Here is a 24,498-nt window from a genome sequence, read left to right as displayed (position 1 = left end):
CACCGACGGTGATCTCGGGGCACCGGATCGGCGACGGGCAGTGCCGGCAGGCCCGGCCGGGCAGGAACTCCGGCCGGGCCTGCCGGCTTCCCGACAGTCGACCGTTCCGTACGTTCGGCGGAGCGCCGCATGTCGGACGTCCCGGGTGGCCGACCTCCCGCCAGCTCGACGTCGACCGGGTCAGGGCCGACTACGTCGTCCTGGTCGACACGTCGAACTCGATGTGGGAGGACAACGTGTACGCCGGCGTGCGGGCGAGCCTGCACCGGTTCCTCGGCAGCCTCTCCGCCAGTGACTACGTGGCGGTCTATACCTTCAACTCCACGGCGACGCCCCGATACCTCGGCCCCGCCGGATCGCCTGACCGGATGCTCGCCAAGGTGCCGCGCGCTCCCGAGGGCGGTAGTACCGACATCGGTGCGGTGATCGAGCGGGCGGTCGGCGAGTTGGAGCGCCCCGGCGCGGCCGACATCGCATCGATCGTGCTGCTCACCGATGCCGAGCACACTCCGGCGTCCGGATCGGACTACCCGAGGTCGACCGGGCCTCGTTGGCAGGTCCTCGCCGACCGGGCTCGCCGACTGCCGGCGAAGTCGGTCACCGGCTACGCGCTACCGCTGCGGGACGGTGCGACCGGAGCCGGGCTGCTCAGGTCTGTCATCCGGCAGACCGAGACGCTGGACCCGTCGACGGTGGCTCAACTCGGCGCGTACCTCGGTCGTAGCAAGGCGGCCGCCCGGCTCGAGAAGGCCAGGATCGCCCTGGCCGGCGACATCGGCAAGGGCGTGACGGTGAACTGGGACATGCCGATCGAGGCGGATCTCAGCACGGCCGACGTACCCGTATGGCTCACCCTTCGCGCCGAGACAAGCCGGACGCCGCTGACGGTTACCGGACTGCGGGCGGCCGGATTCGACGGTGGGCCGACCCTCGTCGGAGACCTGCCCGACCGCGTCGAGCTCAAGCCCGGCGAGACCCTGTCGTTTTCACTCCGGCTGCACTGGCACCGTGCGGCGTGGGTCATCCCGTTCCACGACTCCGTCACGGTGACCGACCGGCCCACCGTCACCGGGGTGGTGTCCTCGCCCTGGGCGTCGGCGCTCGCCCCGGACATCGCCCTCGCCACCCCCGGCGCCCTGCCGGCCGGTGGCCCCGCAGTCGTCACCACCTCGCGGGTCGGCACCTGGCGGGCCCAGGTTGGCGTCACGGCGGTCGCCCTCCTGCTGCTCGGTTTCGTCATCGTCATGACGTACCTGCGGCGCCGGGCCGTCCAGTCCGGAACGCTGGTCGCGGTGTCGCCGATCACCGGCGAGGAGTTGGCCGCGTTCCGGCTGCGCGGCCGTACGACGCGGGTGGCCGGCCAACACCTGCCGGGCGAGGGGCTGATCGTGGCCCGCCGGGTCCCACGAGGGTTCGACAACGCGGACGGGGTGGAGTACCGCATCAGGTACCGACAACTGGACCGCACCCACACGAACAGCCTGCCCTCCCGCGGCACGGTGCTGATCGGCGGTGTCGCCTTCGAGCACCGGCCGGACTGACCGGGGACGCCGGTCCTGCCGCTGTCCGGGGACCGTCAACCGTCGATGGGGAGCTTTCCCGGGACAGGACTCCCAGGAAGGTTCATTGGAGTGGAATAGGGACTAATCGGCGGCGGGGACGGACGGTTCGACGGCCGGGCAACTGGCGCCGCGGGCCGGGTCGTCGCCGGTCGGGCCGGGCCTGGTCATAGCGAAACCGCGCACATGCCAATAGAGCGAGCAGGTGCTCACGACGAATCGCTAATAGACCGGCGGGCCGGGTTGACCGGCGTGCCGGGGCACCCGGGCGGCAGGGGTCCGGGTCAGGCAGGCCCGGCGAACGCGTCGATCCCGGTCAGCTCGGCCGACAGCGCCCACAGCCGCGCCGCCCCGTCCGGGTCCGTCGGGTGGTCGACGACGGCACAGTCCTCGCAGTACCGGCCGCCCAGCCCGGCGAGCCGGGGCGAGGCGGCCGCCCAGACCTGGGTCGCCGCTCCCTGCTGCGGGGTCTTGAACTCGGCGTTCACCAGGTTGCCGTCCGCGTCCACCCACCCGGCGGCGACCATCTCGTCCCGAGTGAGGTGCCGCTGGAGCGGGGTGAGGATGTAACCGGGGTGCACCGAGAACGCCCGCACCCCCACCTCCCGGCCGAGTACGTCGAGCCGCTCGGCGAACAGCACGTTCGCCCGCTTCGCCTGGGCGTACGCCTGCCACTTGTCGTACCCGTGCGAGAAGTGCGGATCGGACCAGCGGATCGCCGCCCCGTGCTGGGCGCGGGAGGTGAGCACCACGACTCGGGCTCCCCGGCCCCGCCTGATCGCCGGCCACAAGAGGTTGACCAGCGCGTAGTGCCCGAGGTGGTTGACGCCGAACTGCGCCTCCCAGCCCGGGCCGACCCGGGTCTGCGGGCACGCCATGAGGCCGGCGTTGTTCATCATGATGTCGATGCCCCTGCCCGAGGCCAGGAACCGCTCCGCGAAGGCCCGTACGCTGTCCAGCTCGGCCAGGTCGAGTTGGTCCACCTCGACCCCGTCGATCCCGGTCAACGCCGTACGGGCCACCGCCGGTCGCCGTGCGGGTACGACCACCCGGGCGCCGGCCCGGGCGAGCGCCACCGTGGCCTCCCGGCCGAGTCCGGAGTATCCGCCGGTGACGAGCGCGAGCCGGCCGGAGAGATCGATTCCCCGCAACACCTCGTCGGCGGTACTCCAGGCGCCGAACACGCCCGGCTCCCCGGTGCCGGAACCGGCTGGCCTGCGCACGCCGGATCCGGTACCCGAATTGTCTGCTGTCACTGCCATGTGGGCGAAGCTAGGTGCTAGACCGCGCTCTAGGTCAACGCGCGTATGCTCCGGCCATGCTCGACACTCCGGCGGAATTCAGCATCGGGCAGGTGGCCGAACGCACCGGCCTGAGCGTGCACACCCTGCGGCTGTACGAGCGGGAAGGGCTGCTGACCGGCCGGCTGCGCCGCAGCAGCGGGGGCCGTCGCGTCTACGGCGAGTGGGACGTGCAGTGGCTCGACAACTGCACGAAGTTCCGGGCCTCCGGAATGCCGCTGGCCACGATCCGCCGACTCGCCGAGCTGGTCGGCGAGGGCCCGGGCAACGAGGCCGAACGTCTCGAACTGCTCCGGGCGCACCGGCAGCGGGTGCTGGACCGGATCGCCGAACTCCACGACTGCCTCGACCTGATCAGCAGCAAGGTCACCGCCTACGAGGAAGCCGTCCGGCAGGGCACCGCGGACCGGCTCTGGAGCACCCCGTCGACGGGGCCCGGCACCGACCCGAACCCGGAGGCCGACGAGCGCCGGTGACCAGGCCGCCCGGGCGGCGCTCGGCCAATCCGGTGACGGCAGTCAGCAGCCGGACCCGCCGGGCGTGACCAGCCCCGTCTCGTACGCCAGCATCACCAACTGGGCACGGTCCCGGACACCGAGTTTGGTGATGATCCGGCTGACGTGGGTCTTCGCGGTCAGCGGGCTCATCCGCAGTGCCCGGCCGATCTCGGCGTTGCTCAGCCCGCCCGCCACCAGCGCCAGCACCTCGCGTTCCCGGGTGGTCAGCCCGGCGAGCCGCTCCACCGAGCCCTGCGCCGGCCCGGGTCGCCGGCCGAACTCCTCGATCACCCGCCGGGTCACGCTCGGGCTGAGCAGCGCGTCGCCGGCCGCGACGACCCGGACCGCGTGACACAGCTCCTCGCGGCTAACGGTCTTGGCCAGGAAGCCGCTCGCCCCGGCCAGCAACGCCGCGAAGATGTACTCGTCGATCTCGTACGTGGTCAGCACGATGATCCGTACCCCGGCGGTGGCCGGATCGGTGGTGATCCGCCCGGTGGCCGTCAGGCCGTCCAGCCCCGGCATGCGGATGTCCAGCAGTGCGACGTCGGGCCGGGCCTGCCGGACCAGCCGCAGCGCCTCCGCGCCGTCGGCCGCCTCCGCGACCACCTCGATGTCGCCGTCCAGCCCCAGCAGGCCACGCAGCCCGGCCCGGACGAGCGGCTGGTCGTCGGCGAGCAGCACCCGGATGGTCATCGGCCTCCCCCGCCCGGCTCGGTGCTCGCCTCCGCGACGCGGTCGGCGTCGACCGTCCGCCTCCGGTCGATCCCATCGGCCGGCACGGTCCCGGCAGCCACGTCGCCCGTCGCCGCCGCATCGCCCGACACGAGCCCACCTGCGCCGTCGCCCGACACGAGCCCACCTGTCCCGTCGACCGTCGCCGCCGCATCGCCCGACACGAGCCCACCTGCGCCGTCGACCGTGTTGGGCAGCCAGGCGCCGACGGCGTACCCGCCGCCGGGCAGCGGGCCGGCGTGCAGCGTTCCGCCGAGTCCGGTGGCCCGTTCCCGCATCCCGGTCAGGCCGTGGCCGCCGGCCGCCGGCCCGGAACCGCCGCCCGTGCCGTCGTCGCGGACGTCGAGGCCGACGCCGTCCGGGGCGTACCGGAGGGTCAGCGTGATCGACCGGGCGTGCGCGTGCCGCAGCACGTTGGTGACGGACTCCTGGGCGATCCGGTACAGGGTCAGCCCGACGGTGGGCGGCAGCGGCCGGGGCTCGCCCTCGCGGTCGAACCTCGTCCGCAGGCCGGCCTCGGCCGCCCGGTCAAGCAGCGTGCCGAGCTGCGTCTCGTCCGGCGGGGAGCGCAGCTCCGGCCCTGCCGCGGCGCCGGGCTCGCGCAGCAGGCGTACCGCTCGGCTCAGCTCGTCGATCGCGTCCACGTTGACCTGCCGGGCGCCGTCCAGCAGCTCCCGTGCCGCGTCCGGGTCCCGCCCGACGAGTTCCCGGGCCAGGTTGAGCTGGATCCCCACCACCGCGACGGTGTGCGCGGTGACGTCGTGCAGTTCGCGGGCGATCCGGATCCGTTCGGCGAGGACCAGCCGGGCGGACTCCCGGGCCTGCTCCGCCTGCTCGGCGGCAAGCCGGGCCTCGGCCTCCCGGGCGTACAGCTCGGCGGTGCGGAAGGCGGTGCCGGCCACCAGGGCCAGGGCCAGCATCGCGGCCTCGCGGAGCGCCCCGTCGAGCATCCGGAGCGGTTCGACGCCGGCGTTCAGCACCCAGCCGGTGGAGACCAGCAGGGTCGAGGCACCGACCGCCGCCCCGATCAGCGGCTGACCCGCCCGGGCGACCGTGTAGAGCGGGACCAGCAGCGGCCAGATCGGCGAGACGCTGGGGAAGTCGGTCAGGTTGTAGCCCATGATGGCGACCAGCGACAGCACCAGTACCAGCACCGGGTGCCGGCGGCGGAACAGCAGCAGGGTGCCGGTCACGACGCCGAGGGCGGCCGCGGCGACGGTGGAGTCCCGGCTCGACGGCTCGCCGGCCACCTCGGTCGCCACCGTGATGGCGACCGCGCTGACCAGTGCGAGCAGCACGTCCAACCGGCCCATCGGACCTCACTTCCCGTGCCCCGGATGCGCGCCGGCGAGGTCGGCCGGCACCCGGGGTTCGTCCCGGGCCGAGACGGCAATGAATTGTCCCATCATGCCGGCGTCCTCGTGGGCGAGCAGGTGGCAGTGGAACATGTACGGCACCCGCACGTCCGAGTGCGCCAGGAACCGCACGGCGAGCCGGACCCGGCCGCCCGGCGGCACGTACACGGTGTCCTTCTCGCCGGCCAGATGCGGTGCCGGCGGCCGCCCGTCCACGTCGAGCAGGTGGAACGCCGCGCCGTGCAGGTGGAAGTTGTGCGGGATGCCTCCGGTGTTGCCGATCTCCCAGGTCTCCACCGAGCCGGCCCGGACCACCCGGTCGATCCGGGTCGGGTCCATCACCCGCTCGTCGAACCGGAAGTCCCCCATCGTCATCCGGTAGGGCCCGGCGCCGCTCGGCTCGGTCCCCGCCGGCTCGCCCCCGGTCGGCCCGGCACCGGTGGGCCCGGGCACCGGTGGCGCGGTGGCCAGCCGGGACGGCAACGCGGGCGACGGCCGCAGCGCCGGGGCCGCGACGATCTTCACCAGGTCGAAGGTGTCGGCGCCGCCGGCCAGTCGCCGGATCAGCAGGTTGCCGCCCATCGGTGCCGGGAAGCCGCGCAGCAGCACCTGCTCGCCGGGCCGGAACCGCACGACGATCTCGGCACGTTCGCCCGGCGAGAGCATCAGCCGGCGCAGCGGCAGCGGCGCGTCCCGCAGCCCCAGGTCGGTGGCGACCAGCGAGAACTCCCGGTCGTCGCCGAACCCGACGGAGAAGACCCGGGCGTTCGCGCCGTTCAGCAGCCGGAACCGGACCAGTTCGTCGCCGACCTCCAGGTGCGGGTCGTAGCCGCCGTTGACCAGGATCCGGTCGCCGAGCAGGCCGGTGACGGAGAACCCGCCGAACTCCAGGCCGGACTCGTCGAGCGTGCCGTCGTCGGCCAGCTTGCGGTCCTGGAGGATCAGCGGGATGTCGTCCACGCCGTACCGGCGGGGCAGCGGCAGCGCGTCGGCCTCGTCGTCGTCGACCAGGAACAGGCCGGCCACCCCGCGATAGACGTGCGCCGCGGTGCGCCGGTGCAGGTGCGGGTGGTACCAGAGGGTCGCCGTCCGCTGCTCGACCGTCCAGTACGGCTGCCAGGTCCGGCCCGGCGCGATCGGCTGGTGCGGGCCGCCGTCCATCACCGCCGGCAGGTGCATGCCGTGCCAGTGCAGCGAGGTGGTCTCGGGCAGGTTGTTGCTCACGTCGACCGCGACCCGGTCGCCGCGCCGGGCCCGCAGCGTCGGCCCGAGGATCGGCCCGTTCGCGCCCCAGGTGGTGGTGCTGGTGCCGGGGAGCAGTTCGGTGCGGCCCGGTGCGAGGGTGAGGCGGAACCGCTTGCGCCGGTCGGCGTCGACGGTGGGCGACAGCAGCGGTGGGATCGGCAGCCGGTTGCGGAACGACAGCGTGCCGACATTGCTCCGGCCGGACTCCGCCCAGAGGTAGCCGGCGAATCCGGCGGCCGGGGCGACGATCAGACCGGTGCCGGCGCCGAGCCAGCCGAGCACCCTGCGCCGGGTGGTCACCGCCGGCTCCGGGGTCGCAGGCTCCAGAGCACGAGTACGACCCCGATGGCGATCACCCACCAGCCGAGCAGTGCCTCGGGCATCGGTACCAGGCCGGGGTCGTCGAACCAGACGTGCGGCGGGACGAAGAACCAGCCGAGATTGAAGGTGAGCCCGACAAGCGCCACCACCAAGCCGACCCAGAGCAGACGTCGTTCAGCCATGCCCCGACGCTAGGTAGCCGGGGTACCGGCGGGCGTCTGCCGAGCGGAGTCGAAATCCGTACTCCACCCGCTGTACGACCCCGACCCGGCGTAGGGGATCGGGGTGCCGGCAGCGGCCCCGGTGTCGGGACCCCTGCCGACCCGGTCAGCCGATGGGAAGCTGGGCGACCCAGTCCTGCCAGGCCCGCTCGGCCCGGGCCTGGTCCACGTCGGCGCCGAAGAGGTGGTGGCCGAGGACCAGCACGCTGCCCCGGTCGGTGCCGGAGTGCAGGAACCGGTAGAGGGCGTCGTCGGTGCGTACCCCGAGGTAGGTGGGCAGCCCGGTGAGGTCGACGACGCCTTCGACCGGCGGCAGGCCGTCGAGGGTGAGCCGGGCCGGCGCGCCCTCGGTGATCTGGCCGGAGATGCCGAACGCCCCCGCCACGGCCGCCCAGACCTGGTCCGGCTCGCCGGCACCGGGCCGGAACGCGGCGACCGTGCTGCCGTGCCGGCCCGGGAAGTGCCGCACGTACGCGGCCAGGGTGCCCAGGTACATGTCCCAGCCGGCCTGCATCGCCTCGTACTCGCTCTCCCAGTTGTCGCCGAGCACCCCGCTCTGCACCAGGTGCAGCACCGTGCTGCCCTGGTCGCGCCCCTCGATCAGGTATTCGATCGCCATGAAGGTGCCGTCCGGGCCGGGCTCGGTGCCGTACCCGAACCGCTTGCCGGGCTCCCAGGCGGTCACCGTCGACTCCTCGGTCTGCCCGGCCATGGTGAAGGTGTTCCGTCCGCCCTCGCTGGGGTCCACCTCCGTGTGGCCCATGAACCAGGAGTCGACGCCGGGGCCGGTGGCGATCGCCGCCCAGACCTGCTCCGGCGTCGCGGCCAGTTCGATCTCCTTGCGCAGCTCGAATTCGTGTCCCACGGTAGAACTCTCCAATTCGCTGACGTGCGGAACGGGCCGGCCCTGCCGGCCGTGCGGACGGACCTTTCAACCTCGCCTTGCGGTCCGTCCTGACCGAAGGTGGAAGCCGAGCGCGGGTGCCCCGCGCCGTTCAGGTTGAAAACGGTTCGATGGCGGTGCGGCATGGTGGAACGGGCCGGTCGGGCGGCCCTTGTGGAGCGTCCGGGCAGCCTCGGCTAGCCGGTCGTGCCGGTGCTCTCCTGGTCCGGCGGGACGTGCGGGTGCAGCGCGACCACCACGCGGTGGTCACGGCCGCCGGGCGCGGACTCGTCGTGGTACCTGCCGACCAGCCTGCTGACCGCACCGGCCAGTTCCTCGGCGAACGCGGCCCGGTCGGCCGCCGACCCGAACCGCACCTGGGCGTCGATCGCGAACGTCGCGACCCGCTTCTCGGCCCGGTCCGCGCCGGTGATCAGCGCACCGACGTCCTGGACGAGCCGGGCGGCAACCGCCAGCAGCCACCGCGCCGACAGCCGGTCCGGGGACTGGCCCGGGTTCGGCCGCACGGCGGAGAGCGCCAACGGAGAGATCACGTAGGACGCCGCGGTGGCCCGCATCACCCGCTCGGTGACGTTGCCCTTGCGGCGTTCCTCGACCAGCTCGATCAGCCTGTGCTGCTCGAGCGCCCGGAGGTGGTAGTTGACCTTCTGCCGGGCCAGGCCGACCCGGGCCGCGAGCATCGTGGCGGACGCCGGCTCGGCCAGCTCGGCCAGCAGCCGCGCCCGGATCGGGTCGAGCGACGCCTCGGCCGCCGCCGGATCCTCGATCACTGCGATGTCGAACATGAGGCAAGCCTGCCACCGACAACTCTTCTTGTCAAGGAAAACCGAGCTGTCGGCAGAGGCCTCGCCGGACGGCCCGGAGGCAGGTCCATGCGAGCGCTACTCGTCGTGGCGCCAGCCGAGCAGCCGCTCCGCCTTTGTGCAGTCGAAGAACCCCTGGTTGCCCCGCAGCTCGCCGCGGACCGGCACCTCCGGGTAGTGCGCGCGGCGCAGCTCCTCGCTGGGGATGCCGGAGGTGGTCTTCGGGGCGACCACGTAGCAGACCTGGTGGCCGGCGAAGTCGGCGGTGAGAGCCAGCAGGCAGGCCCGGGCCGCCGGCCGGGCCAGGGTGTACCCCCACAGGTCCCGCACGGCGAGGTCCGAGTCCCGCCATTCGCCCGGGCCGGCCGGCCCGGCCGGCGTCACCGCGTGCAGCCGCAGGCTGGCGATGGTCAGGTTCCCGTACCGGCGGGCGAAGCTGTCCGCCTGGACCTCGCCGAGCCACTTCGACAGGCTGTACGGGTCCTCGTTGTAGCTCGGGTGCCGCTCGTCCAGCGGGAAGTAGTCGAAGCGCGGCTTCCGGCTGTAACCGCCGCCGACGGCGTTGACGCTGGAGGCGAGGCAGATCCGGGCGATCCCGAGTTCGGCGGCGGCCCGCAGCGCGTTGTAGCTGGCGGTGACGTTGTGGTTGTGCACCACGTGGTCGGGCTCGTCCCACGGCTTCGGATACGCCGCCAGGTGCACCAGCGCCTCGCAGCCGTCCAGCGCCCGGAGCAGTGCCGGATAGTCGGTCACGTCGGCCGGTCGGCGTACCGGCCCGGCCGGCGCCTCGGTGCCGGCGCCCGGGGCCGACGGCCGGTCGATCTCCACCACCGTGTGCCCCTCGGCCAGCGCGTGGCCGACCACCGACCGCCCGACCGTACCGGCGCCACCGGTCACCGCAATGCGCATCCCGCCATTGAACCCTTTTCAACCTCCCCTTGCGGTCGGACGAACCGCAGGGTCGGACGCGGTGCGTGAGCGCCGCGCGGTTCAGGTTGAAAAAGGTTCATTCTCCGCCCGAGTACGCCCCGAAGCAGGTCGGAGGAAGTTGGCTCCGGCTGTCGTTCCCGGCCGGGGCCGTTCGTCGTCATGCTGTGCAGCAGTGCGCTGCGCGACGATCCGGAGGAAGCCGGCGACACCCGCAGCCGGACGCCGGCGGAACGAAGACGGAGGAGATCGGCGTGAAGTACCTGTTCCTGATCTACGGCGACCCGACCCGGGACCCGACCGAGCCGGAGGCGATCCAGGCGGAGATCGACGCGTACTGGGGGTACGACAAACTGCTCGCCGACGCGGGCGCCCTGCTCGACAGCCAGGCGTTGCAGGGTACCGAGACCGCCACGACGGTGCAGGTCGGCGGGGACGGCGGGCACACCGTCACGGACGGGCCGTTCGCGGAGACCCGGGAGATCCTCGGCGGCTACTACCTGGTCGACCTGCCGGACCTGGACGCCGCCATCGGCTGGGCCGCCCGCTGCCCGGGAGCGCTGCGCGGCAAGATCGAGATCCGGCCGATCATGGAGTTCGAGCAACCGTGACCGGGGGCGGCGACCGGCCGGGACCCTGCCGAGGCGTGACCGGGGGCGGGTAGCCGTGTCCGGTGGTGAGCAGCCGACCGTCGACACCGTGGAGCGGGTGTTCCGGGAGGAGCGCGGCCGGCTGCTCGCCAGCCTGGTCCGGCACTTCGGCGACCTGGACCTGGCCGAGGAGGTCGCCTCGGACGCGATCGAGGCGGCCCTGCTGCACTGGCCGGTGCAGGGTGTGCCGACCCGTCCGGCGGCCTGGCTGCTCACCACCGCCCGGCACCGGGCCGTCGACCGGCTCCGCCGGGACCGCGCCTACGCGGCCCGGCTGGCCGTACTCCAGGCCGAGGCCGTCCGGGACGAGCCTGCCGCGCCCGCCCCGGACGGCGACGGTGACCTGCCGGACGATCGACTCCGACTCTTCTTCACCTGCTGCCATCCCGCGCTGCCCGCCGAGGCGCAGATCGCGTTGACCCTGCGCTGCCTGGCCGGGCTCAGCACCGCCGAGGTGGCCCGGGCGTTCCTGGTGCCGGTAACGACGATGGCCCAGCGGATCGGGCGGGCGAAGAAGAAGATCCGGGCCGCCCGGATCCCGTTCCGGGTACCGGACGTCGCCGAGCTGCCGGCCCGGCTCCCCGGGGTACTCCGGGTGATCTACCTGATCTTCACCGAGGGGTACGCGGCGAGCAGCGGTCCGCAGCTCGTCCGGGCCGACCTGGCGGACGAGGCGATCCGGCTGGCCCGGATCCTGCACCGGCTGCTGCCCCGGGAACCGGAGGTCACCGGGCTACTCGCCCTGCTGCTCCTGGTCGACGCGCGCCGGGCCGCCCGGTGCACCGCCGGGGGCGACCTGGTCCTCCTCGACGAACAGGACCGCACGCTGTGGGACCACGACCGGATCGCGGAGGGCCGTCGACTCGTGCCCGGGGCGCTGACCGGCCGCCCCGGCCCGTACGCGGTGCAGGCCGCGATCGCCGCGCTGCACGGCGAGGCACCCGACGTGGCCGGTACGGACTGGCCGCAGGTGGTCGCGCTCTACGACGTACTGGCCCGGGTGGCGCCGTCGCCGCTGGTGGAACTGAACCGGGCCGTGGCGGTCGCGCTGCGGGACGGTCCGGCCGCCGGGTTGTCGCTGCTCGACACGCTCGACGCGGACGGGCGGCTGGCCGGCTACCACCTGCTGCCCGCCGCAAGGGCGGACCTGCTGCGTCGACTGGGTCGCACCGGGGAGGCCGCGACGGCGTACCGCCGGGCGCTGGAGCTGGTCGGCAACGAGCCGGAGCGGGCGTTCCTGCGGCGGCGGCTCGCGGAGGTCGCCGGCGAGGGCCTGGGGGACACCGACCCGGAAGACTCCGACGAGCCGGACCGGCGGTGACGTAGGGTCGGACCTTCGTCGTCCCGCCGTCCGGAGTACCCATGCCGCTCGAACCGCTGCCGCTGCGCACGGACCGCCTCGTACTGCGGTTGTTCACCCCGGACGACGTGGACGAGATGTACGCCTACCAGGGGCTGCCGAGCGTGGCGCGCTACCTCTACCGGCCGCCGCGCGACCGGAAGCAGTGCGCCCGGATCATCGCCCAGGTCGCCGACGCCACCCGGTGGGAACGGAAGGGCGACCGGATCGTCCTGGCGGTGTGCCGGCGCGGGGCACCGGGCATCGTCGGCGAGGTGGTCCTCACCCTCGACAACCCGGGTGCGGCGCAGGCCGAGATCGGCTGGATCCTGCATCCGGCACACGAGGGGCGGGGCTACGCCACCGAGGCGGCCCGGCGCCTGGCGGCGGTGGCCTTCGAGCGGCTGGGCGCACACCGGCTCTTCGCCCGGCTCGACACCGAGAACACCGGATCGGTCCGGGTCTGCGAGCGCCTCGGGATGCGCCGCGAGGCGCACCTGGTGGAGAACGACTTCTACGCGGGACGCTGGGGCAGCGAGTACGTCTACGCGGCGCTCGCCGACGAACTCCGGCGCTGACCCGCCACGGCCGACCGATGGGCCGCTGTCGCCACGGCCGACCGATGAGCCGCTGTCGCCACGGCCGGCCGATGGGCCGCTGTCGCAACGGCCGGTCGATGGGCCGCTGTCGCCGCGGCTCCCGCCGGTCCGCGAGTACCACCGCCATCCAGGCCGGTGAGAACAACACGATCCGGCACCATCCATCGCTATCGGCGAATACCACTCACTGCGGACGATGCCGGCGATGCACCCGTCTCGAAAAGTTTCGGTCGCCCAGTCCTCGGCCAACTCCACGGGACATCGTTCAACCAGATGCTTTTGACCAGGGATTAGACCCGGATCGAGCGACCTCCGGAAGACGAGTGGAAGCTATCCATATCCTTATCTGTGTCAATGCGATTAGAGTGGGGCCGATTGAAGTTTCGGAATCCTTCCGTTAACCTCCTAAAATCGAATCCCGTCGATACAGCGTAAGGGTGACCGCCCCCTGAACGGAGTCCCATGCCCGTGAGACGGGCTAGTGCCCTGCTGGCGCCGAGTGCCGTGGTCATCGCTCGACGACCACGGCACAAGTCACCATGCCGATCTCTGCGCCGGGCTCGCCGAGGTCGTCCGGGCAAGGGCGCCCGGGGTCGCTCATCCCCACGACACCGTCCGTCGAGCCGGCACCGCAGCGGACCGGTGCATCGGCGACACACCACCACCATCCCCTTCCGGACCCGAGAGGCAACAAGCCATGAGCGACAAGACCGTCCCTGACCCCAGACGCCTGATGGCGAGACCCGGCCCGCGCGCCGCACTGGTCTCACTCGCCGTCGGCGTCCTCGCCGCCGGCGCGGCCCTCACCTTCGCCGGCTCCGCCAACGCCGCGACGACGCTCGGCGCGTCGGCGGCGGAGCGGGGCGGCCGCTACTTCGGCGCGGCCGTGGCGGCGAACAAACTCAGCGACAGCACCTACAGCACGGTGCTGAACCGCGAGTTCAACCAGGCCACGCCCGAGAACGAAATGAAGATCGACGCGACCGAGCCGCAGCAGAACCAGTTCACCTTCACCAACGCGGACCGGATCGTCAACCACGCGATCAGCCGGGGCTGGAAGGTCCGGGGCCACACCCTGGCCTGGCACCAGCAGCAGCCCGGCTGGATGCAGAACATGTCCGGCACCGCACTGCGGCAGGCGATGCTCAACCACGTCACCCGGGTGGCCAGCTACTACGCCGGCAAGATCGACTCCTGGGACGTGGTGAACGAGGCGTTCGCCGACGGCAACGGCGGCGCCCGTCGCGACTCCAACCTCCAGCGCACCGGCAACGACTGGATCGAGGCCGCCTTCCGGGCCGCCGACGCGGCGGACCCGAACGCCAAGCTCTGCTACAACGACTACAACACCGACAACTGGACCTGGGACAAGACCCAGGCCGTCTACCGGATGGTGCAGGACTTCAAACAGCGCGGCGTACCGATCGACTGCGTCGGCCTCCAGTCGCACTTCAACAGCGGCTCGCCGTACCCGAGCAACTACCGCACCACGCTCTCCAGCTTCGCGGCGCTCGGCGTCGACGTCCAGATCACCGAGCTGGACATCGAGGGTTCCGGCACCACCCAGGCGAACACCTACCGCAACGTGGTGAACGACTGCCTCGCCGTTTCCCGCTGCACCGGCATCACCGTCTGGGGCGTGCGGGACTGCGACTCGTGGCGTAGCGGCGGCACGCCGCTGCTGTTCGACTGCAACGGCAACAAGAAGCCGGCGTACGACGCGACGCTCAGCGCGCTGAACGACGGCGTCACCCCGACCAACCCGCCGACCACGCCGCCGACCGGCGGCCCCACCAACCCGCCGACGACCCCGCCGACGCAGGGACCGGGCGGCTGTTCCGCGACGGTGTCGCTGAACTCCTGGACCGGTGGCTTCGTGGCAACGGTACGGGTCACCGCCGGCTCGTCCGGCACCAACGGCTGGTCGGTAGGGGTGAACCTGCCGTCCGGCGCGAGTGTCACCAACTCCTGGAACGCGAACCGCAGCGGCAGCAGCGGCGCGGTCACGTTCACCAACGTGAGCTACAACGGTCGGATAGCCGCCGGACAGTCGACCGAGTTCGGCTTCCAGGGATCGGGTAGCGGCTCAGGAATGTCACCCACCTGTAGCGCCAGCTAACCGACCCGGTACGACACCGTCGGTACGGAGGACCGCCCGGTCCTCCGTACCGGCGCGTCCGGCCGTCTCTCGTTCGGCTCCGCCCACGCGGGAGTTCGTCGTTGTAACGGCGGAGACGTTGCAGTCGCCCCGGCCCGGATTGCCGTCCGGACCGGGGGCGCCGCTGCAACGGCGGCACCTCACCCTTCCGGAAAGGCCAACCGGAAGGGTGTCTCGGGTGCCGGCGGCGACCCGTCGGGCCAGCACACCAGGCAGGTACACGGCTTCACGGACGGCACGCCGCCGTAGGCGACGATCACAGAGCCGGGGCAGCCATGCGGGCCGACGGTCACCGGCGGCCGGGCCGCGAGCCAGCACGGCATACAGACCGCCGAGGGGTCCACCATCAGGTCGGCGGTCATCCGATGTGCTCCAAGGCGGCCCGGATGTCGTCGATCGTCGCGTCATCCGGCAGCAGACCGGAGAGCAGAATCCGGACCACTACCTCGCGTCGCAGCACCTCAGCCGCCCAGACGTCGACCGGGCAGCCACGCCGGGTGCAGTTCAGGCAACGGCCGCCCCGACCGTGCACCTGACGCACGGTCCGTGCGGTGGCGTACGCCAAGGCCGGGCTCCAGTCCCCAGCGATCCCGCCGCTCACCGGTCCGGCCCGTCCACTCGGCGCCAGCGGCCGTCCTCCCGCCGGTAGTCACGCACCCCGTGCAACTGCTCGACCAGCCACGCTAGGACGTCGAGGACGAGGTCGACAAGCCGGAAAACGACGTTCACGGCAGCCACCGGTACTGCCGTCGCTGACCCCTCGTGATGATGGGCTGTCCGTCCCAACGGGTCTCATTAGCCCAGGCAGCTCGGGCCCGTTCACGGACAGCCTGGCCGCGCTCGTCGTAGTAGGCACTGACCAGCCTCAAAACCCGTTCTCGGGCCGCCCGCTGCTCGGCCGCGTCGTCAAGTCGGGCGGCGGCCAAGATCTGCGGGGCGGCGCGGCGTTCCGCCCGCCGGCCATGCCACCGCGTCCACCACCTGAACAATGTGGGCCTCCCTCGTGCCCTGAGGGGTGACGGCCGGGCCCTCCCCGGCACCGACCGCCACACCCGCCTGGTGGGCGCCGCCCGGGGCTACTGGGGCGGGCGGCGCCCGGCTGGCGGACGCGGCGCGCAACCGGACCGGAGAGTGCTGACGGAGATCGGTGTCCGCCGCGTCCATGACGGCCGTAAGTGGGCAGAAACACGAACGGTGTGACCACATGGTCACACCGTTCTCAAGATCGCCGATCTTGCGATCCTCTACATGGACCCGGCGTCGGCATCCGGGTCCAACGGGCCCGCACCACTCCTCGTCCGCCAACGTCAAGAAGTATTGTTCGTACATTCGATTAACCGCACCAGCGGATGTTCGTTCCGTTGCTCGTAGCGTCCGGTCTGTGCTCGATCCCCACTCCGGCGTTCCGCGCCATCGCCAGCTCGCTGCCGAGCTGCGAGCACGGATCACGTCCGGCGAGTGGTTGCCCGGGACGCCGCTTCCGCCCGAGGCCAGGCTCAGCCACGAATACGGAGTCGGAAGAGGCACCGTCCGCCGCGCGGTGGCAGAACTCCGTCGGGAGGGCCTCATCGACGCCGCGCCGGGACGCGGCACGCAGGTACGCGAGCAGGTCGAACGGGAGCCGGTCCGGGTGCAACGTGGATCGCAGGTCGTCGCCCGGATGCCGAGCCCGGAGGAGCGAGCCTCCCTCGACATTCCCGAGGGCGTACCCGTCCTGATCGTTACCATCGGTGGCCGGTCACAGATCCTCAGCGCCGAACGGACTGTCTTGACCTTCGCCTAGTGATGCGCGGCCTCACAGCCAGTGAATCGCGACGCGCCTCATGCCTGATCCAGTCCGGGCACGTCTCCGACGGGCTACGACACGCCGCCGAGCTGCTCGATGCCCTGCCCGCCGATCAACACAACGAACTGCTGCACGAGGTTGCCCACCAGGTGGTCGCCGTGGTGCCGTCGGGGACCGCCCGCTCGGATGTCGCCGAGCACGAAGCCCGCATCCCGACCATCCGGACGTAGCCTTCGACGGTGGTCACGTACCGCCGTCTCGACGGCCCGTCCGCTGTGCCGTTGTTCCCGGACCTCGTCGAGCTGTACGGCGTCGTGTACGCGGAGCCGCCGTACGAGGAGGGACCGGACGAGGTGGCCGGATTCGCGGCAAAGCTTCCTGAGGAGTCCGCGCGGCCCGGCTTCACCCTGGTTGCCGCCGAGGACGGTCCGGATCTGATCGGTGCCGCCTATGGCTGGACTATGCCGGCCGGCGTGTGGTGGTCGCGTGCCGACGCCGCAGCTCCGGAGGTGCTGGCGGCGGCCAAGCTTGCGGTCATGGAATGGATCGTCCACCCCGACCGCCGCCGGCAGGGCATCGGGGCCGAGCTGATGCGTCGACTCCTCGCTGACCGCCCCGAGACGTGGGCAACCCTCGCATCCGACCCACGCTCCCTTGCCCGACGCCTCTACGAACGGGCCGGCTGGCGGAAGGTCGACACCTCACATCTGCCCCGGGGCCCCGCCATGGATCTACTCGTGCTGCCGTTACCGATCCACTGAACCTTTTTCAACCTCCCCTTGCGGTCCGGCGGACCGCAAGGTCGGACGCGGTGCGTGAGCGCCGCGCGGTTCAGGTTGAAAAAGGTTCACTGATTGTTGAAGGGCGGGCGGGACGCGCGCCGGACGCAGGGCGCCGCGCCGTCGACTCCGGTGTTGTCGCCGGGCCGGAGGGCACAGCGGCGAAAACCCGGCGACGTCGCCGTGGCACGGCTGCGACGATCACCGGATGCCGATCGACCAACACCTGCTGCTGGCGTTCACCCTGACCACGATCGTCGCCATGATCACGCCCGGGCCGGACATGCTCTTCGTGCTGGGCTGCGGAATGCGCGGCGGGTCCCGCGCCGGACTGCTCGCCACCGCCGGGGTGGCGACCAGCGAGGCGGTGCACGTGGCCGTGGCAGCGGCCGGGCTCGTCGCCCTCTTCGCGGCGGCGCCGACCGCGTTCGCGGTGGTCCGGATAATCGGCGCCGGCTACCTGATCTATCTCGGGGTGCAGTTGATCCGGCGGCGCCGGGACGCCCGGGCCGAGCTGCCGACCGGCGGCGGGCTGTCTGGCCGGAAGGCGTACCTGAGTGGGCTGCTGACGAACCTGCTCAACCCGAAGATGGTCACCTTCACGATCGCGTTCCTCCCCCAGTTCGTCAATCCGGAGCTGGGGCGGGTCTGGCTGCAGTTCGCGATCCTCGGCACCATCCTGATCGGCCTGGAGTTCCTGGTCGACGGTGCCGTCGGGGTGTTCGCCGGACGGATCGGCGGCTGGCTGCGCCGGCGGGCCGCCGTACGCCGCCGGATCGACGCCGCGACCGGCGGCATCTTCATCGGTCTCGGGGTACGGCTCGCCGTCGAGCGGTGAGCGGCCGTCCGTGAAGTTCCGACCGTGGTTTCGGGTTTCCCGGAGCCGCCGCCGGGTAGCAGCGAGGCGGTGTACGGCTCGCCCGGCACCTCGCCCGGCACGGAGAGGAGCCCAGGTGACGGATCCACACCGATTGCGCGCGGCCTCGGCGGCGGCAGTGCGGGGCGCCGCCCGGGGAGCGGTCGCCGCGATGGCGATGTCGGGCGTCCGGCAGGTGACCACCGGCCTCGGGCTGGTCCAGCGCGTCCCGCCCGAGGAGGTGCTGGTGCAGACCGCGCCCAGCCTGTTCCGGCGGATCCCGGTGGACCGCCGGCAGGCGCTGATCGAGCTGATCCACTGGGCCTACGGTGCCGGCGGCGGGATGCTCTTCGGGCTGCTGCCCCGATCGCTGCGGCGGCAGGGCTGGACCGGGCCGGCGTACGGCTTCGCCTTCTGGACGGTGTTCGAGGCGGGCCTCGCCCCCCTGCTCGGCGTCGACCAGCGCCGGCACGGCGGACGGGAACGGTTCGCGCTGCTCGCCGACCACCTGCTCTACGGCGCCGTGGTGGCGGCGTCACCCTGGCCGCACGCCGACTGACCCGCCCGCCCGGAGGCACCGGTCGGCGGAATCAACGGCCGGTAACCGGGTAGCCGACACCGTAGCCGAGGGAGGGAGACCGCAATGGGTAAGGTGCACGGTCACGCCGACAACATCGTCTACGACCTCGTGTCGATCCAGTACCACGCCCTCAAGGGCGGTCAGGTCTACGAGCAGTACAAGAGCGACGCCGAGGGACACGACGACATCCGGCAGTTCATCGACCGCATCCAGCGGGAGGACATGGACCGGGCCCGCCGGGCCCAGGAGTTGCTGGCCAGCATCATCGACGTGCCCGTCGGAGCCCGCTGACCGCGGCGACGCCCGCCCGGTCACGGCCGGGTTCCGCGCCGCGCGCGGCGCCGTCGCCGGATCAGCCACCACGCCGCCAGGCAGAGCACCACCAGCGCGGCGAGGCCGGCACCGGCCTCGCCGAGGTGGTTCTCGATCCGCCGCCAGGAGGCGCCGGCCAGATAGCCGACCATCACCACGGCGGTCGCCCAGGCCGCGCCGCCGAGGGCGTTGAAGAGCAGGAACCGGCGGTACGGCATCCGGTTCATTCCGGCCAGCGCCGGCACCAGGGTCCGGAGCACGCCGACCCACCGTCCCAGCATCACGGCCAGCGGTCCGTGCCGGTCGACGAACCGCTCGGCGCGGCCCCAGCGCTCCTCGCCGACCCAGCGCCCGGGACGGCTGCGACGCAGCGGCGGGCCGGTCCAGCGACCGATCTCGTATCCGACGCTGTCCCCGGCGATGGCGGCGACGGTGGAGACCACGACCATCGCCGGCAGGCTCACCCGGCCGGTCGCGGCGAGCGCTCCACCCAGCAGCAGCGCGGTCTCGCCGGGCAGGAACAGCCCGACGAAGGCGGCGGACTCGCCGAAGGCGAGCCCACCGACCACCAACAGCGCCGCCCAGCCGGAGAGTGCGCTGAGGGTGTCGATGACGCTGTCCACCCCGGGCCGCCCGTCAGCCGGTACCGGCAGCCGACCGGCCGGCGTCACGGCATCGGTCGCCCCCGGGCAGGTGGCGGAGTACCCCGCACCCCACCGCACCGATGGGCCGGCGGCGGGCGGGCGTTTCGGCCGGGGCGAACTCCACCCGGCCATCGTGCCCGAGGAGATGACCCGAAACGCGGTAAATACCCCGACCAGCGCGGCCGGCTCCCCGACTGCCACGACCCGGGGCCTCGGGCAGCCGGCATCGCCGGACCGCACCGAGCTGCACCGAACTCGGGCAGCCGGCCTCGCCGGACCGCACTGAGCTACAACGAAAGGGACTTTCCGGGGCTTGTCCGGCGATAGGCTCGGCGGCGTGCGCCCCACCATCCAGGAGAATCCCCGGCTGCGCCCGGTGGCCGCCACCGACCGGGTCTGGACCGGCGTGACCACCACCGGCGAGGGCCGGGTCTTCGTGAGCTTCCCGTCCGCCGACGGACCCGGGATGCAGGTCGGTGAGGTGGTCTCGGACGGCCGGGTCGTCCCCTATCCCGACACCGCCTGGAACGAGGTACGCGACGACCTCGATCCCGAGGGCGCCTTCGTGCACGTGAACGGGCTGCGGATCGGACCGGACGGCAACCTCTGGATCGTCGACTCGGGAAGCCCCGGCATCGGGCTGCCGGTCGTACCCGGAGGTCCACGGCTGATCGTCGTGGAGCTGGACTCCGCAACGGTGATCCGGAGCTACGACCTCGGCCCGGCGCTGCGGCCGAACAGCTACGTCGACGACGTCCGGTTCAACGGCCGGATGGGCTACCTGACCGACGCGGGTGCCCCCGGGCTGATCGTGCTGGACCTGGCGACCGGGGCGTGCCGCCGGGTACTCGACGGGCACGCCAGCACCGTCGCGCGCCGCCCGCTGCGGGCCGACGGGGAGATGCTCCGCGACGCGCACGGCCGGGAACTGCGGATCCACGCCGACCAGTTGGAGGTGTCGCCGGACGGGCGCTACCTCTACTACCAGCCCGCCTCCGGGCCGCTGCACCGGATCGAGACGCGCTGCCTCGACGACCCGGAGATCCCACCGGAGATCGTCGCCCGGCAGGTCGAGCCGTGGGTGGACACCCCGACCACCGGCGGCACCGCGATCGACGCGGCCGGGGTGATCTATCTGAGCGACGTGGACCGGCGACGCATCCTGGCGATCGATCTCGATCGCCGGATCGAGACCCTGGTCGCCGACCCCCGGCTGGTCTGGGGCGACGCGCTCTGGCTCGACGGTACCGGCCGGCTCTGGATCCCGGCGGCCCAGCTCAACCGCACTCCGGGACTTGCCGGTGGCGCCTCCAGCGTCGACTACCCGGTGTGGATCTACCGGATGCCGGTCGACGCGGTACCACCCGCCAACGACCACGCCTGATCCCGCGACCCGTACGGTGGGCCCGGCCCCCGGTACGGGTCGCGCTGACCCCCGTACGGCTGTCACACTGACCCCCGTCCGGCCGTCACCGTGACCCCCGTTCGGTGGTCGGGTCGTGCCGGGCGGTCCGACGGCCCCTCGGGTGGAGGCGGCCGATAACCCCAACTGCGATCTGGGACAAACCAGCCGTTATGCCTCTGCTATTGTTCGCCTTCGATACGTAGGGGTGCGGTCCGGTTCGGGCGTGCTGCCGCGGCGGCGGATCGACGGGAGGTCGGGCACACATGTCTGTCTCCCCCGCCACCGCCGGCTCCTCCCCGGTCGGGCCCACCGGTCCGGTCGACCCGGCGCCGACCGTCACCGAGATGCCGGCGGCCAGCGCGCTGAGCTGGGTCTACACGCTCTTTCCGGCCCTGCTCCGGCTCACCTGCGGGATCGCCTGTGCGGTGCCGGCGCTCGCGGTGCGTACCCCGCCGGTCTCCACCCCGCTGCTCGTCGTCGTGGTGAGCCTGCTGACCGTCTGGTCGGTGCTCTTCGCGGCCCTGGTGGTCCGGTGGCACCGGTCGGCGCCCGCGATGGCCGGCGACATCCTGCTCACCGTCGGCACCTGCCTGCTGATCCGGGACCTGGTCGCCGCCGAGGTACTGCCCGGCGAGGTGAGCTGGGTGGCGATCCAGGCCAGCACCTCGGTGATCGTCGCCCAGTTCATCCTGCCGGCCACCCGCTCGGTCCCGGCCGGGCTGCTGGTGGCCGCCGCGTACGGGATCGGCGCGCACCTGGCCGGCGACGACACCGAGGCGGTCGGGCACACCATCACCCTCGCCGTGCAGACCGGCTCCGCGGCCGCCCTCGCCGGAGTGGCCCGGCGCAGCAGCCGGCTCGCCGACGCCGCCTTCGCGGCCTACCAGGAGACCGCCCGGGCCGCCCTGACCGCGCGGGCCGCCCGGGCCGCGGAGCGGCAACAGAACCGCGACCTGCACGACACCGTGCTCTCCACCCTCACCGTGGTCGGCCTCGGCGCGGTCACCGGGCGGTCGCCGCTGCTGCGCGAGCGGGCCGCCACCGACCTGCGTACCCTGGCCGGCCTGGCCGGCGGTCCTCCGGCGGTCGGCATGGAGCCGGCCGGCGAGGTCCGGCTGATCGCCCTCGACGAGCGGCTGCGCACGCTGCTCGGCCGGCTGCCGGAGTTGCGGGCCAGCGCGGCGCTGGAGCCGTGCGCGGTGCCGGCCCCGGTCGCCGAGGCGGTCACCCACAGCACCGGCGAGGCACTGTCCAATGTGCTCCGACACGCTCCCGGGGCCAGCGCCTCGGTGCGGCTGTGCCGCAGCGGCGACACCGTCGCGGTCGAGGTGGTCGACGACGGCCCCGGCTTCGACCCGGACGCGGTCCCCCGGCACCGGTACGGCCTGCGGGAGTCCGTGCACGGCCGGATGGCGACGGTCGGTGGCCGGGCCGAGGTCTCGTCCTCGCCCGGTCGGGGTACCCGGATCCGGCTGGAGTGGTCGGATGTCCACTGACCTGGCCGGCGGTGCGGCGGGCACCGTCACCGCCACCGTCGAGCGGGGTCCCCGGATCGCGGCGGTGGTGATCGCGTTCGGCTGGCACCTCGCCATCAACCTGCCGGCGGTGCTCGGCAGTTGGCAGCAATACCGGCTGCCCTGGGTCGTCGGCGCCGGCTGGCTGGTCTTCAGCGTGGTGGGTGTGATCGCCGCGGTCAACCTGCTGCGCGGCGCACCCTCGCCGACCTGGCCGCTGGTCGGGGTACTGCTCCTGGTCGACGTGGCGGTCTTCGCCTGCGTACCGGGATCGCTGGTCTTCGACTCCGGCAACTTCGGCTGGGCGACGCTGGGCTGGTTCGTCGTACTCCTGCTCTGGGGTCGGCGGATCCCGGCCCTGGTCGCGGTGCTGGCGGTCGGCGCGGCGATCGCCCTGGTCGGGGTACTCGCGCTGCACGGCGGCGGCGCCGCGGACCTGAGCCGGTACGCGATGGCCGTCTACGGCAACGCGACGCTGCCGATCGCGATGATGATCGCGGTCAACCTGCTCGGCACCCTTGCCGGCAGCACCGCCCGGGCCGCGGCGGCCCGGACGGCGATCGAGACCGAGCGGGCCGTCGCCGGCCGGATGCACCAGACCCGCCGGGACCGGCTCGCCGCGCTGGACCGGACCGCCGGGGCCATCCTGACCGACCTCGCCCAGGGGCGGGCCGATCCGGCGGATCCGGCCGTGCAGCGCCGGTGCGCCCTTGAGGCGTCCCGGCTGCGCCGGCTGATCGCCGAGTCGGACGACGTGCCGGATCCGCTGCTGCACGAGTTGCGCGCCTGTGTCGACGTGGTGGAACGCAACGGCCTGCCGGTCGACTTCGTGGCCGTCGGCACGCTGCCACCGCTGCCGGTGGAGATCCGCCGGCAGCTCGCCGAACCGCTGACCACGACCCTGGCCGCCGCGACCCGGTGGGCCCGGCTGACCGTGGTCGGCCAGCCCGACGAGGTCGTGGTGAGCCTGACCACACCCGGCACGTCGATGATCACATCTGAGCCAGCCGGCCCCGGTGACACCATCGGGAGGGCCGGCGACGACCTCCCCGGCGGCGAGGTCGAGTACGTCTACGAGGAGAACGAGGAACTGGTATGGGTGCAGACCCGGTGGCGGGCGGCGTGACCCCGGAAGGATCGCGGATCACGGTCGCGATCGTCGACGACCACCCGGTGGTCATCGAGGGGATCCGCTCGTGGCTGGCCGCCGAGCCACGGTTGGCGGTGGTGGCGACCGGTGAGGACCCGGACCGGGTACTCGCCGCCGACCAGCCGCCGGCCGACGTGATCCTGCTCGACCTGCGGCTGCGCGGCCGGATGGCGATCGACAAGGTGGCCGAGCTGAGCGGCGCCGGCCGCCGGGTGGTGGTCTACTCCGAACACAGCGACTCCGACACCATCCTGGCCGTACTGGACGCCGGCGCGGTCGCCTTCCTGGCCAAGCAGGAGGGTCGGGAGCACTGTGTGGACACCGTGCTGGCGGCGGCGAGCGACCGGCCGTACGTGCCGCCGGCGCTGGCCGGTGCGATCGTCGGTGACCGGCGTACCGGCCGGCCCGTGCTGTCCGACAAGGAACGCGAGGCGCTGCTGCTCTGGTTCCAGTCGATGTCGAAGGCGTCGGTGGCCCGCCGGATGAACATCAGCGAGCACACCGTCAAGCAGTACGTGGACCGGGCTCGGATCAAGTACGCCCGGGCCGGCCGGCCCGCCGCGACCAAGGCCGCACTGCTCGCCCGGGCCATCGAGGACGGCCTCGTCCGGGCCGACGAGATCGGTAACTGACCGGCCCCGGTCCGCTCGCCGCACCCTGGCCGCCCGGCTGCTCGCCGCACCCTGGCCGCCCGGCTGCTCGCCACACCCTGGCCGCCCGGCTGCTCGCCGCACCTGGCGGCCCCGGCTGCTCGCCGCGCCGGAGCGGCAGTTTCCCGGTCCCTGCCCTGACTCTCCGGCCGCCGCAGGGGCCGTAGATCCAACGTCCGCCGCCCAACGGCCGTGCCCGGGTCAGCCG

At 72.7% G+C, this 24,498-nt stretch carries 28 protein-coding genes; 16 read left to right on the top strand and 12 right to left on the bottom strand.

Annotated features, from left to right (window positions below; translation table 11 throughout):
• Positions 1 to 8: 8 nt before the first annotated feature.
• On the top strand, positions 9 to 1,541 hold the full coding sequence (locus ACQEVC_RS12505) for a vWA domain-containing protein (RefSeq protein ID WP_432876456.1): 1,533 nt from the start codon (positions 9 to 11) through the stop codon (positions 1,539 to 1,541).
• 302 nt (positions 1,542 to 1,843) lie between these two features.
• On the opposite strand, the gene ACQEVC_RS12500 is transcribed toward ACQEVC_RS12505, so the two are convergent.
• Positions 1,844 to 2,821, bottom strand: coding sequence for an SDR family NAD(P)-dependent oxidoreductase (locus ACQEVC_RS12500; protein ID WP_432876454.1), 978 nt, complete (start codon positions 2,819 to 2,821; stop codon positions 1,844 to 1,846).
• 56 nt (positions 2,822 to 2,877) lie between these two features.
• Between ACQEVC_RS12500 and ACQEVC_RS12495 the strand changes: the two genes are divergently transcribed.
• The gene (locus ACQEVC_RS12495) at positions 2,878 to 3,336 is read left to right on the top strand and encodes a MerR family transcriptional regulator (protein WP_432876452.1); all 459 of its coding nucleotides are present in this window, start codon (positions 2,878 to 2,880) and stop codon (positions 3,334 to 3,336) included.
• A 42-nt stretch (positions 3,337 to 3,378) separates the two neighbouring features.
• Here the strand turns inward: ACQEVC_RS12495 and ACQEVC_RS12490 are convergent, their stop codons facing one another.
• The 7 genes from ACQEVC_RS12490 to ACQEVC_RS12460 form a co-directional block, all read right to left on the bottom strand.
• A complete protein-coding gene (locus ACQEVC_RS12490) occupies positions 3,379 to 4,053 on the bottom strand; it encodes a response regulator (protein WP_432876450.1) in 675 nt (224 codons plus the stop codon).
• Positions 4,050 to 5,405 (bottom strand): sensor histidine kinase, encoded by a 1,356-nt coding sequence (locus ACQEVC_RS12485; protein ID WP_432876447.1) that lies wholly within the window; start codon positions 5,403 to 5,405, stop codon positions 4,050 to 4,052. The genes ACQEVC_RS12490 and ACQEVC_RS12485 overlap by 4 nt, the downstream gene beginning before the upstream one ends.
• 6 nt (positions 5,406 to 5,411) lie before the next feature.
• The gene (locus ACQEVC_RS12480; protein ID WP_432876445.1) at positions 5,412 to 6,992 is read right to left on the bottom strand and encodes a multicopper oxidase family protein; all 1,581 of its coding nucleotides are present in this window, start codon (positions 6,990 to 6,992) and stop codon (positions 5,412 to 5,414) included.
• Complete coding sequence (locus tag ACQEVC_RS12475; protein WP_432876443.1) at positions 6,989 to 7,195, bottom strand: hypothetical protein; 207 nt, start codon at positions 7,193 to 7,195, stop codon at positions 6,989 to 6,991. The genes ACQEVC_RS12480 and ACQEVC_RS12475 overlap by 4 nt, the downstream gene beginning before the upstream one ends.
• 145 nt (positions 7,196 to 7,340) lie before the next feature.
• Entirely contained in the window at positions 7,341 to 8,099 is a 759-nt protein-coding gene (locus ACQEVC_RS12470; protein ID WP_432876441.1) for an SRPBCC family protein, read from the bottom strand.
• Between the two features lie 215 nt (positions 8,100 to 8,314).
• Positions 8,315 to 8,923, bottom strand: coding sequence for an ArsR/SmtB family transcription factor (locus tag ACQEVC_RS12465; RefSeq protein WP_432876439.1), 609 nt, complete (start codon positions 8,921 to 8,923; stop codon positions 8,315 to 8,317).
• A 96-nt stretch (positions 8,924 to 9,019) separates the two neighbouring features.
• Positions 9,020 to 9,850, bottom strand: a complete 831-nt coding sequence (locus ACQEVC_RS12460) for an NAD-dependent epimerase/dehydratase family protein (protein ID WP_432876436.1) — start codon at positions 9,848 to 9,850, stop codon at positions 9,020 to 9,022.
• A 272-nt stretch (positions 9,851 to 10,122) separates the two neighbouring features.
• On the opposite strand from ACQEVC_RS12460, the gene ACQEVC_RS12455 reads away from it, so the two are divergent.
• From ACQEVC_RS12455 to ACQEVC_RS12440, 4 genes are all read left to right on the top strand, one after another.
• Entirely contained in the window at positions 10,123 to 10,479 is a 357-nt protein-coding gene (locus ACQEVC_RS12455; protein ID WP_432876434.1) for a YciI family protein, read from the top strand.
• A 55-nt stretch (positions 10,480 to 10,534) separates the two neighbouring features.
• The gene (locus tag ACQEVC_RS12450) at positions 10,535 to 11,839 is read left to right on the top strand and encodes an RNA polymerase sigma factor (RefSeq protein WP_432876432.1); all 1,305 of its coding nucleotides are present in this window, start codon (positions 10,535 to 10,537) and stop codon (positions 11,837 to 11,839) included.
• Positions 11,840 to 11,880: 41 nt separating this feature from the next.
• The gene (locus ACQEVC_RS12445) at positions 11,881 to 12,435 is read left to right on the top strand and encodes a GNAT family N-acetyltransferase (RefSeq protein WP_432876430.1); all 555 of its coding nucleotides are present in this window, start codon (positions 11,881 to 11,883) and stop codon (positions 12,433 to 12,435) included.
• Positions 12,436 to 13,153: 718 nt separating this feature from the next.
• Entirely contained in the window at positions 13,154 to 14,575 is a 1,422-nt protein-coding gene (locus tag ACQEVC_RS12440) for an endo-1,4-beta-xylanase (protein ID WP_432876428.1), read from the top strand.
• 179 nt (positions 14,576 to 14,754) lie between these two features.
• Here the strand turns inward: ACQEVC_RS12440 and ACQEVC_RS12435 are convergent, their stop codons facing one another.
• From ACQEVC_RS12435 to ACQEVC_RS12425, 3 genes are read right to left on the bottom strand one after another with little or no spacing between them, the layout of a single operon-like run.
• Entirely contained in the window at positions 14,755 to 14,976 is a 222-nt protein-coding gene (locus ACQEVC_RS12435; RefSeq protein ID WP_432876426.1) for a hypothetical protein, read from the bottom strand.
• Entirely contained in the window at positions 14,973 to 15,215 is a 243-nt protein-coding gene (locus ACQEVC_RS12430) for a hypothetical protein (protein WP_432876424.1), read from the bottom strand. The genes ACQEVC_RS12435 and ACQEVC_RS12430 overlap by 4 nt, the downstream gene beginning before the upstream one ends.
• A complete protein-coding gene (locus ACQEVC_RS12425) occupies positions 15,212 to 15,343 on the bottom strand; it encodes a hypothetical protein (RefSeq protein ID WP_432876422.1) in 132 nt (43 codons plus the stop codon). The genes ACQEVC_RS12430 and ACQEVC_RS12425 overlap by 4 nt, the downstream gene beginning before the upstream one ends.
• Before the next feature lie 433 nt (positions 15,344 to 15,776).
• On the opposite strand from ACQEVC_RS12425, the gene ACQEVC_RS12420 reads away from it, so the two are divergent.
• The 6 genes from ACQEVC_RS12420 (at position 15,777) to ACQEVC_RS12395 (ending at position 18,906) form a co-directional block, all read left to right on the top strand.
• Entirely contained in the window at positions 15,777 to 16,397 is a 621-nt protein-coding gene (locus ACQEVC_RS12420; RefSeq protein WP_432891342.1) for a GntR family transcriptional regulator, read from the top strand.
• Between the two features lie 2 nt (positions 16,398 to 16,399).
• Positions 16,400 to 16,630: a hypothetical protein gene (locus tag ACQEVC_RS12415; protein ID WP_432876420.1), complete on the top strand. Its 231-nt coding sequence runs from the start codon at positions 16,400 to 16,402 to the stop codon at positions 16,628 to 16,630.
• 9 nt (positions 16,631 to 16,639) lie between these two features.
• On the top strand, positions 16,640 to 17,161 hold the full coding sequence (locus ACQEVC_RS12410; protein WP_432876418.1) for a GNAT family N-acetyltransferase: 522 nt from the start codon (positions 16,640 to 16,642) through the stop codon (positions 17,159 to 17,161).
• A 226-nt stretch (positions 17,162 to 17,387) separates the two neighbouring features.
• The gene (locus ACQEVC_RS12405; RefSeq protein ID WP_432876416.1) at positions 17,388 to 18,017 is read left to right on the top strand and encodes a LysE family translocator; all 630 of its coding nucleotides are present in this window, start codon (positions 17,388 to 17,390) and stop codon (positions 18,015 to 18,017) included.
• Between the two features lie 115 nt (positions 18,018 to 18,132).
• Positions 18,133 to 18,594, top strand: a complete 462-nt coding sequence (locus ACQEVC_RS12400; RefSeq protein ID WP_432876414.1) for a hypothetical protein — start codon at positions 18,133 to 18,135, stop codon at positions 18,592 to 18,594.
• Positions 18,595 to 18,678: 84 nt separating this feature from the next.
• Positions 18,679 to 18,906, top strand: a complete 228-nt coding sequence (locus ACQEVC_RS12395; protein WP_318398750.1) for a hypothetical protein — start codon at positions 18,679 to 18,681, stop codon at positions 18,904 to 18,906.
• 20 nt (positions 18,907 to 18,926) lie between these two features.
• On the opposite strand, the gene ACQEVC_RS12390 is transcribed toward ACQEVC_RS12395, so the two are convergent.
• Positions 18,927 to 19,550, bottom strand: coding sequence for a DedA family protein (locus ACQEVC_RS12390; protein WP_432876411.1), 624 nt, complete (start codon positions 19,548 to 19,550; stop codon positions 18,927 to 18,929).
• A 358-nt stretch (positions 19,551 to 19,908) separates the two neighbouring features.
• Between ACQEVC_RS12390 and ACQEVC_RS12385 the strand changes: the two genes are divergently transcribed.
• The 4 genes from ACQEVC_RS12385 to ACQEVC_RS12370 all read left to right on the top strand — a co-directional run bounded on the left by ACQEVC_RS12385 (position 19,909) and on the right by ACQEVC_RS12370 (position 24,272).
• Positions 19,909 to 20,955 (top strand): SMP-30/gluconolactonase/LRE family protein, encoded by a 1,047-nt coding sequence (locus tag ACQEVC_RS12385; RefSeq protein WP_432876409.1) that lies wholly within the window; start codon positions 19,909 to 19,911, stop codon positions 20,953 to 20,955.
• A gap of 284 nt (positions 20,956 to 21,239) precedes the next feature.
• Entirely contained in the window at positions 21,240 to 22,472 is a 1,233-nt protein-coding gene (locus tag ACQEVC_RS12380; protein WP_432876407.1) for a sensor histidine kinase, read from the top strand.
• Positions 22,462 to 23,616, top strand: a complete 1,155-nt coding sequence (locus tag ACQEVC_RS12375) for a hypothetical protein (protein WP_432876405.1) — start codon at positions 22,462 to 22,464, stop codon at positions 23,614 to 23,616. Before ACQEVC_RS12380 ends, ACQEVC_RS12375 begins: the two co-directional genes overlap by 11 nt.
• The gene (locus ACQEVC_RS12370) at positions 23,586 to 24,272 is read left to right on the top strand and encodes a response regulator transcription factor (RefSeq protein WP_318398755.1); all 687 of its coding nucleotides are present in this window, start codon (positions 23,586 to 23,588) and stop codon (positions 24,270 to 24,272) included. Before ACQEVC_RS12375 ends, ACQEVC_RS12370 begins: the two co-directional genes overlap by 31 nt.
• Positions 24,273 to 24,498 lie beyond the last annotated feature (226 nt).

It is taken from the genome of Plantactinospora sp. CA-294935, assembly GCF_050936445.1.
In the GTDB taxonomy this organism is placed as follows: domain Bacteria; phylum Actinomycetota; class Actinomycetes; order Mycobacteriales; family Micromonosporaceae; genus Plantactinospora.
Note: the sequence above shows the minus strand (reverse complement) of the source record. Positions and strands in the feature narration are given on the sequence as shown.

Excerpts from the sequence above, each read along its gene's own strand:
- ACQEVC_RS12500 (WP_432876454.1), bottom strand. The coding sequence starts at position 2,821 with ATGGCAGTGACAGCAGACAATTCGGGTACCGGATCCGGCGTGCGCAGG.
- ACQEVC_RS12495 (WP_432876452.1), top strand. The coding sequence starts at position 2,878 with ATGCTCGACACTCCGGCGGAATTCAGCATCGGGCAGGTGGCCGAACGC.
- ACQEVC_RS12490 (WP_432876450.1), bottom strand. The coding sequence starts at position 4,053 with ATGACCATCCGGGTGCTGCTCGCCGACGACCAGCCGCTCGTCCGGGCC.
- ACQEVC_RS12485 (WP_432876447.1), bottom strand. The coding sequence starts at position 5,405 with ATGGGCCGGTTGGACGTGCTGCTCGCACTGGTCAGCGCGGTCGCCATC.
- ACQEVC_RS12475 (WP_432876443.1), bottom strand. The coding sequence starts at position 7,195 with ATGGCTGAACGACGTCTGCTCTGGGTCGGCTTGGTGGTGGCGCTTGTC.
- ACQEVC_RS12465 (WP_432876439.1), bottom strand. The coding sequence starts at position 8,923 with ATGTTCGACATCGCAGTGATCGAGGATCCGGCGGCGGCCGAGGCGTCG.
- ACQEVC_RS12460 (WP_432876436.1), bottom strand. The coding sequence starts at position 9,850 with ATGCGCATTGCGGTGACCGGTGGCGCCGGTACGGTCGGGCGGTCGGTG.
- ACQEVC_RS12445 (WP_432876430.1), top strand. The coding sequence starts at position 11,881 with ATGCCGCTCGAACCGCTGCCGCTGCGCACGGACCGCCTCGTACTGCGG.
- ACQEVC_RS12440 (WP_432876428.1), top strand. The coding sequence starts at position 13,154 with ATGAGCGACAAGACCGTCCCTGACCCCAGACGCCTGATGGCGAGACCC.
- ACQEVC_RS12435 (WP_432876426.1), bottom strand. The coding sequence starts at position 14,976 with ATGACCGCCGACCTGATGGTGGACCCCTCGGCGGTCTGTATGCCGTGC.
- ACQEVC_RS12420 (WP_432891342.1), top strand. The coding sequence starts at position 15,777 with ATGACGGCCGTAAGTGGGCAGAAACACGAACGGTGTGACCACATGGTC.
- ACQEVC_RS12415 (WP_432876420.1), top strand. The coding sequence starts at position 16,400 with ATGCGCGGCCTCACAGCCAGTGAATCGCGACGCGCCTCATGCCTGATC.
- ACQEVC_RS12405 (WP_432876416.1), top strand. The coding sequence starts at position 17,388 with ATGCCGATCGACCAACACCTGCTGCTGGCGTTCACCCTGACCACGATC.
- ACQEVC_RS12395 (WP_318398750.1), top strand. The coding sequence starts at position 18,679 with ATGGGTAAGGTGCACGGTCACGCCGACAACATCGTCTACGACCTCGTG.
- ACQEVC_RS12380 (WP_432876407.1), top strand. The coding sequence starts at position 21,240 with ATGTCTGTCTCCCCCGCCACCGCCGGCTCCTCCCCGGTCGGGCCCACC.
- ACQEVC_RS12375 (WP_432876405.1), top strand. The coding sequence starts at position 22,462 with ATGTCCACTGACCTGGCCGGCGGTGCGGCGGGCACCGTCACCGCCACC.
- ACQEVC_RS12370 (WP_318398755.1), top strand. The coding sequence starts at position 23,586 with ATGGGTGCAGACCCGGTGGCGGGCGGCGTGACCCCGGAAGGATCGCGG.